Annotated in this window: 7 protein-coding genes; all 7 read left to right on the top strand. The window is 54.5% G+C overall.

Annotated features, from left to right (window positions below):
• Positions 1-621 (top strand): transporter substrate-binding domain-containing protein (locus AC1DXW_RS26440; protein ID WP_477760654.1); only part of this gene is annotated, 621 nt, incomplete at its 5' end.
• Positions 622-759: 138 nt separating this feature from the next.
• Positions 760-1,449, top strand: a complete 690-nt coding sequence (locus AC1DXW_RS26435) for an ABC transporter permease (RefSeq protein WP_477756510.1) — start codon at positions 760-762, stop codon at positions 1,447-1,449.
• On the top strand, positions 1,446-2,159 hold the full coding sequence (locus AC1DXW_RS26430; RefSeq protein WP_008017327.1) for an ABC transporter permease: 714 nt from the start codon (positions 1,446-1,448) through the stop codon (positions 2,157-2,159). The genes AC1DXW_RS26435 and AC1DXW_RS26430 overlap by 4 nt, the downstream gene beginning before the upstream one ends.
• Positions 2,160-2,186: 27 nt before the next feature.
• Positions 2,187-2,954, top strand: a complete 768-nt coding sequence (locus AC1DXW_RS26425) for an ABC transporter ATP-binding protein (RefSeq protein WP_477760653.1) — start codon at positions 2,187-2,189, stop codon at positions 2,952-2,954.
• Between the two features lie 73 nt (positions 2,955-3,027).
• On the top strand, positions 3,028-4,149 hold the full coding sequence (locus AC1DXW_RS26420) for a DUF2817 domain-containing protein (protein ID WP_223531545.1): 1,122 nt from the start codon (positions 3,028-3,030) through the stop codon (positions 4,147-4,149).
• A gap of 264 nt (positions 4,150-4,413) precedes the next feature.
• Positions 4,414-5,487, top strand: a complete 1,074-nt coding sequence (locus AC1DXW_RS26415) for an aromatic ring-hydroxylating dioxygenase subunit alpha (RefSeq protein WP_223531546.1) — start codon at positions 4,414-4,416, stop codon at positions 5,485-5,487.
• A 1-nt stretch (position 5,488) separates the two neighbouring features.
• Positions 5,489-6,628, top strand: coding sequence for an FAD-binding oxidoreductase (locus AC1DXW_RS26410; protein ID WP_477760652.1), 1,140 nt, complete (start codon positions 5,489-5,491; stop codon positions 6,626-6,628).
• The last annotated feature ends 55 nt before the right edge of the window (positions 6,629-6,683 follow it).

Genomic DNA, 6,683 nt, shown 5'->3' with positions numbered 1-6,683 from the left:
GATCTGGGTAATGCCATTTGCGCTCAACTCAAGGTCAAGTGCGTCTGGGTGGAAGTCGCTTTCGACAGCATCATCCCGGCACTCAAGGCGAAGAAGTTCGATGGCATTCTTTCGGCGATGACCGTCAACGAAAAACGCAAAGAAAATATCGCGTTCTCTGACCGGCTCTACAACTCGCCCAATCGTCTGATCGCCAAGGCTGATAGCGGTTTGCTCCCGACAGTGGAGTCGCTCAAGGGTAGGCGTGTCGGCGTCGCCCAAGGCAGTACCCAGGAGGCTTACGTCAGGTCAGTTTGGGCACCACATGGCGTTACCATGGTGTCCTACACCAATCAGGATCTGCTCTACCCGGACCTGGTCAGTGGCCGTATCGATGCCACCCTGACAGACGCGGTCGTTGCAGACATCGGTTTCTTGCAGACGCCCCAAAATACCGGTTTCGCTTTTGCTGGCGACACTGTCCAGGATGAAAAGCTACTGGGCCAGGGGATTGCGATTGGCCTGCGCAAGGATGACCAGGCGCTGATCAAAGCCATCAACGGCGCTCTGGCAGAAATGCACGAAAACGGAACCTACGAGGCGCTTCAGAAGAAGTACTTCACTTTCGACATCTATAACTGAATCCTTTTCCTGGCTGGCTCTGATCATCCCTACGTAGATGATCAAGAGCCTTCCTATCTTCCTCCACAGTTCCCCCCTGATTTCCAAGCCTCTAAATAGACGGTCTGCGGACCGCTATTGCCGAAGGAGAGACAGAACATGTTTTTACAGGGTTATGGTGCGTTGATACTCGAAGGTACCTTCGCAACCATCAAGCTGGCGTTGCTCTCGATGTTGCTGTCTGTGTCACTCGGTTTAATCGGTGCGTCGGCAAAGCTTTCCAACCAGCGCCTCTTGCGAGTGTTGGCAACAGGTTACACAACATTGATCCGCAGTGTTCCTGATCTGGTGATCATGTTGCTGTTGTTCTACAGCCTACAAATTTTTTTGAATGTTTTTACCGAGTGGATGCAATTCGAGCAGGTTGATCTCAATCCATTTGTTGCCGGGGTTTTTACCCTTGGTTTCATCTACGGCGCCTATTTCACCGAGACGTTTCGCGGCGCCTTTCAGTCTGTACCTGCCGGCCAGCTTGAGGCTGCCATCGCCTATGGAATGAATCGTCGACAAATTTTTGTGCGAGTCCTGTTCCCACAAATGATGCGCTTTGCACTTCCAGGCATAGGCAACAACTGGCAGGTGCTGATCAAGGCAACCGCGCTGGTCTCGATTATCGGTCTTATAGATATCGTCAAGGTAACCCAGGATGCCGGCAAACACTCGATGCAATTGTTCTACTTCAGTCTGATCGGCGCTCTGATTTATCTATCGATTACCACCCTGTCCAACGGCATCCTGATGTGGCTGGAGCGCCGCTACTCTGCCGGTGTCAGAGGGGCACAGCTATGATCGAAATCATCCAGGAGTATTGGCAATCCTACCTCTGGTTCGATGGCTATCAACTGTCCGGCGTTGCCATGACATTGTGGCTGCTGGTGGTTTCCATCGCCATCGGCGGCGTCTTCGCTGTGCCTCTGGCAGTGGCGCGCGTCTCAAGAAATCCGTTCATCCGCGGGCCCGTCTGGTTCTATACCTATGTGTTTCGAGGTACGCCGCTGTATATCCAGTTGCTGCTTCTTTATACCGGTGTCTACAGCCTGGAAATGGTCCGATCCCAACCGGAACTGAATGCCTTCTTCCGCGAAGGGATCAACTGCACGTTATTGGCTTTTGCCCTCAACACCTGCGCATACACCACGGAGGTTTTCGCTGGAGCGATCCGCGCGACACCTTACGGTGAAATTGAAGCCGGTCGCGCTTATGGCATGTCCAGCTTTACCTTGTACCGACGAATCATTTTGCCGTCTTCGCTACGTCGTGCGCTGCCGTACTACAGCAATGAGGTGATCCTCATGCTGCACTCCACCACCCTCGCATTCACCGCCACCGTTCCTGATTTGCTTAAGGTCGCCCGCGATGTGAACTCGGCCACTTACTCCTCGTTCGAGGCATTCGGTATAGCGGCGGTGCTCTATGCCTTGATGGTGTTTACCCTGGTCTGGCTTTTTCGTCGCTGCGAAATTCGCTGGCTGGCCTTCTTGAAACCTCAAGCTCATTGATCTGCCGCCATTTGGAGAGCGTCGAAAATGTACAAGTTAAACATAGATGAGCTGTACAAGAAGTACGGCCCTCATGAAGTCCTCAAAGGTGTATCACTCAAAGCCAAAACAGGTGATGTCATCAGCATCATCGGTTCGAGCGGATCAGGTAAGAGTACCTTCCTGCGCTGCATCAACTTCCTCGAACAGCCCTGTGCCGGGCGAATTACCGTGAACAACGAGGAAATTCGCACGAAACAAGATATCAACGGCGCCATGAGTGTGGCCGATCCGCGCCAACTGCAAAAAATACGCACCAAACTGTCGATGGTGTTCCAGCACTTCAACCTGTGGCAGCACATGACGGTGCTGGAAAACATCATCGAAGCGCCCATTCATGTCCTTGGCATCAAGCGCAAGGAAGCTGTGCAGCGAGCCCACCAGTACCTGCGCAAGGTTGGCCTGGACTCAAGCGTGGAGAGTAAATATCCCTCGCATCTCTCCGGCGGTCAGCAACAGCGCGTGGCCATTGCCCGTGCGCTGGCGATGGAGCCGGAAGTTATGCTGTTCGACGAGCCGACATCAGCGCTCGACCCGGAGCTGGTCGGCGAAGTGTTGAAAGTGATGCAAGCGCTGGCAGAGGAAGGCCGAACGATGGTCGTGGTCACCCACGAGATGGGCTTTGCCCGCAACATTTCCAACCACGTCATGTTCTTGCATCAAGGTCGCGTAGAAGAAGAAGGACATCCCAGCGAAGTATTGGTCAATCCGAAAAGTGAACGATTGACCCAGTTTCTCTCCGGCCGCTTGAAATAACGCTTCGTACTTCCAAACCCTGGTATCGGACGCTCCATGAGCGTCCGATACCAGCGATCGACAAGAGGTGACCATGAGCGCAGGTTTTCCCACGCATCCGAGTTACAACAGCCAACGCGAGCAATTTCTGGCTACCGCTAAAGCGGCAGGTGCCAGCCTGACAACCTACCCCCACCCATTGAGCGGGCCCTTTGGCGAGCCATTGAGTACCGATGTTGCCTGGCTTGGCGATCCACACGCCAGGAAGGTACTGGTCGCCCTCAGCGGCACCCACGGTGTTGAAGGTTTCTATGGCTCGAACTGTCAGATCAGATGGTTACAGGAATTCAACAAGAGGACCCTGTCTGCCGATGTCGCAGTGCTGATGATCCACCTCATCAACCCCTGGGGTACTGCATGGATACGCCGCGTCAATGAAGACAACATCGACCTCAATCGCAACTATCTGGACTTCACTCAAGGCCTGCCCGATAACCGCCAGTACGAGGCATTGCACGCTATCTATACCTGCGAACAGCTGTCGGGGCCATCGCGCGAACAAGCCGATGCCCTGCTCAACGATCGAGTTCGCACAGAGGGCTGGGCAGCGGTGATGTCAATTGTCGAGGCCGGCCAGTACAACCACCCTGACGGTCTTTACTACGGCGGACAGACTCCAGGTTGGACGAACAAAACCCTGCACAAGATTTTACAAGAGCACTTGAGCCACACCCAGGCGGTCATGTGTTTTGACCTTCACACGGGCGCTGGGGACTATGGCCACCCCATGCTGATGACGATTGCCCAATCCGCCTATCCAGCGCTTCGCGATGCTCAAGCGATCTATGGGCCATGGCTGTATACCCTGATCACCGGACCTGGCAGCCAGAGTGATACGGGCGTAGCCGCAACAGCGACTGGCTACACATCACAAGCCATCATTGACGCGCTACCGCACATACACTTAATGCCATTCGTCATTGAATGCGGCACTTATCCGGGAGAACAGATCCATACTTTTTTGCGCAACGACCATTGGTTGCACCTGCACGGGGATTTCACAGATCCAGTTGCCGGGCAAATCAAACTGGAGCTAATCGAACAGTTCTACCCAGCCGATCTTGATTGGCAAGCCGTCGTTTGGGAGCGCACTCGGCAAATTTGGGAGCGTGCTTTGGTGGCATTGCCACTCATTCAATCGCCAGCCAATCAGTAAATCCCTGGCCCACCACAACGGCTGAAAACCATTGATATACCCCACATTCAAGACTGCCTTGCGCGGTCTTGAATGCGTTGCCCGAGACGGGCTCAAGTCCAGGCTTCTCGCACTCATCCAACCCAATGACCTGTTAGTAAATCTAAATAAACAAACAGATTTAAACATCTATTCTCACTCAATCAGATCCTCGTAACCTGTCCTCCTTGTTAGCCATCGTTCGCCAGCACAAGGCGAACAACCAAATAATAAGGAGAAATCCCCATGTTTTTGCGAAACGCATGGTATGTAGCCGCCAGTGAAGCTGAGCTGGGTGATGATCTGTACCCCATAACTCTTCTCAGTGAGTCTGTGGTGCTTTACCGAAAGAGTGACGGCACCCCGGTAGCCCTCGAAGATGCCTGCCCTCACCGTAAGCTGCCACTGTCAATGGGCCGTCGCAAAGGTGATGACATTGAATGTGGTTACCACGGTTTGACCTTCGACTGCTCGGGTAGCTGCGTCCGTGCGCCCGGTAGTCAACGCATTCCCCAAGGCGCCAAGGTTCGCAGCTACCCCCTCGCGGTGCGCTACGGTTTGATCTGGATCTGGATGGGTGATATCGAACTGGCAGACGAAACGAAAATTTGTCACGTGCCTGAATGGGGTGACCCCGCGTGGGGTCTCAATCGCGGCGACAGTATGGTTATCCCGTGCAACTACCTGTACATGACCGACAACCTGCTGGACCCCGCACATGTCGCCTGGGTGCATCAATCTTCCTTTGGTAACGCAGCCTGCGCAGAGGAACCGTTGCAAACCACGGTAACCGATGACGGTGTGATTGTTTCGCGCTGGATGCGCGATGTCGAGGTGGCACCGTTCTATGCCAAGTTCGTCAAGTTCAGTGGTCATTGTGATCGTAAGCAGCACTACGAAGTGCATTACCCGTCCCAGGCCATTATCAAGGCCCTGTTCACGCCCGCTGGAACGGGTAGTGATGAAGGTGAACTGCACGAACATGTGTTCCTGATGAACTCCTACAACTTCATGACCCCCATCGACGAATCGAACACACGTTATTACTGGTTCCAGGTCCGTAACTTCGATACCGAAAATGAAGAAGTGTCACGCCAGTTCGACGAAGACGTGCGACACGCCTTTGCCGAAGATCGGTTAGTGCTGAGTGCCGTACATAAGGGGATGGCCAACAAGCGCACGCCCAACATCGATCTGGCTTCCGACTCGGGACCACTACGTTTTCGCCGTAACCTCGATAAATTGATTGCCCAGGAACAGCCTGGCAGATTGATTCCGCTGACCCAACGACACACTGCGGAACAAAAGACGGAGGCATGAGATGGGCACTCAATTGCAAACGCTGTCTTCCTCTACAGGTTTCAAAACCTTCCGGGTGATTGAAAAAAAACAAGAGAGCGCAGTCATCACTTCCTTCGTCCTGACGGCGAGCGATGGCGTTTCCAATCTGCGCTTTCGTCCGGGGCAGTTTCTCATTGTTCGCCTGTCCCTGGAGGGCGGTGTTACGGCGTTGCGCAACTACAGTCTCTCCGGAGACGCCAATGACCCCTCGCACGTACGCATTTCGGTTAAACGCGAGCCTGCACCGTTCGACCGACCAGAGCTGCCGCCGGGTCAAGGGTCCAATCACTTGCACGATTTTGTTCAAGTCGGCGACTCGCTCGAGATCGCTGGCCCCACAGGCACCTTCGTGCTGGACGAAGAGAGCCCAAGGCCAGTTGTGTTGTTCAGTGGCGGTGTGGGGCTCACACCGATGCTGAGCATGCTCCATCAACTGAGTACACGTTCGTCGCGTCCGGTGTATTTCATCCATGCCTGCGAAAGTGGAATCGTACATGCCTTTCGTGACGAGGTTTTGGCACTGGCCAGCCGTCGCCCAGGGATCAGCGTGCACTACTGCTACCGCAACCCGGATGCCGACGATCATGCCAATGCTGCCTTTCACAGCCAGGGCTTGGTAAGCCGGGAAACCTTGCAAAGGCTTCTTCCGCTGGACGACTACGACGTCTACCTGTGCGGCCCCAGATTCTTTATGCAGGCGAACTGGCGCCTGTTGCGCGACCTCGGGATCGCTGGCAAGCGCATTCATTATGAATTCTTCGGCCCGGCGACCATCCTCGAGGAGGATGAAGTCGTACCAGTGGCGTCCCTTCCCCTCGCGTCGCCCGTACCCAAAGCGCCGACCGCGTCGATTGAAGGTGCTCTAACCGTGGAGTTTCTACCATCGGGTACGCGTGTGGCCTGGGATCAGAATTGCCAATCACTGCTCGAACTTGCCGAACAGAACGGCCTGACTCCGCCATTCAATTGCCGGGCAGGCCTGTGTAACACCTGCCAAGTCCCCCTGCGGGAAGGCTCTGTCGAGTATTTCGAAGAGCCACTGGATCCTCCTGAAAGCGGCAGCATCTTGCTCTGTTGTACTCGCCCAACCACCGCCGTGACTGTGGACTTGCGGCAGTGATCTTCCCTATCACGATCAATTACCGTCTACCGCTTTCGTTGCACTGAGGAATCAA

It is taken from the genome of Pseudomonas sp. P4_C4, from assembly GCF_056402055.1.
This window is presented reverse-complemented; position numbering and strand designations above follow the sequence as displayed.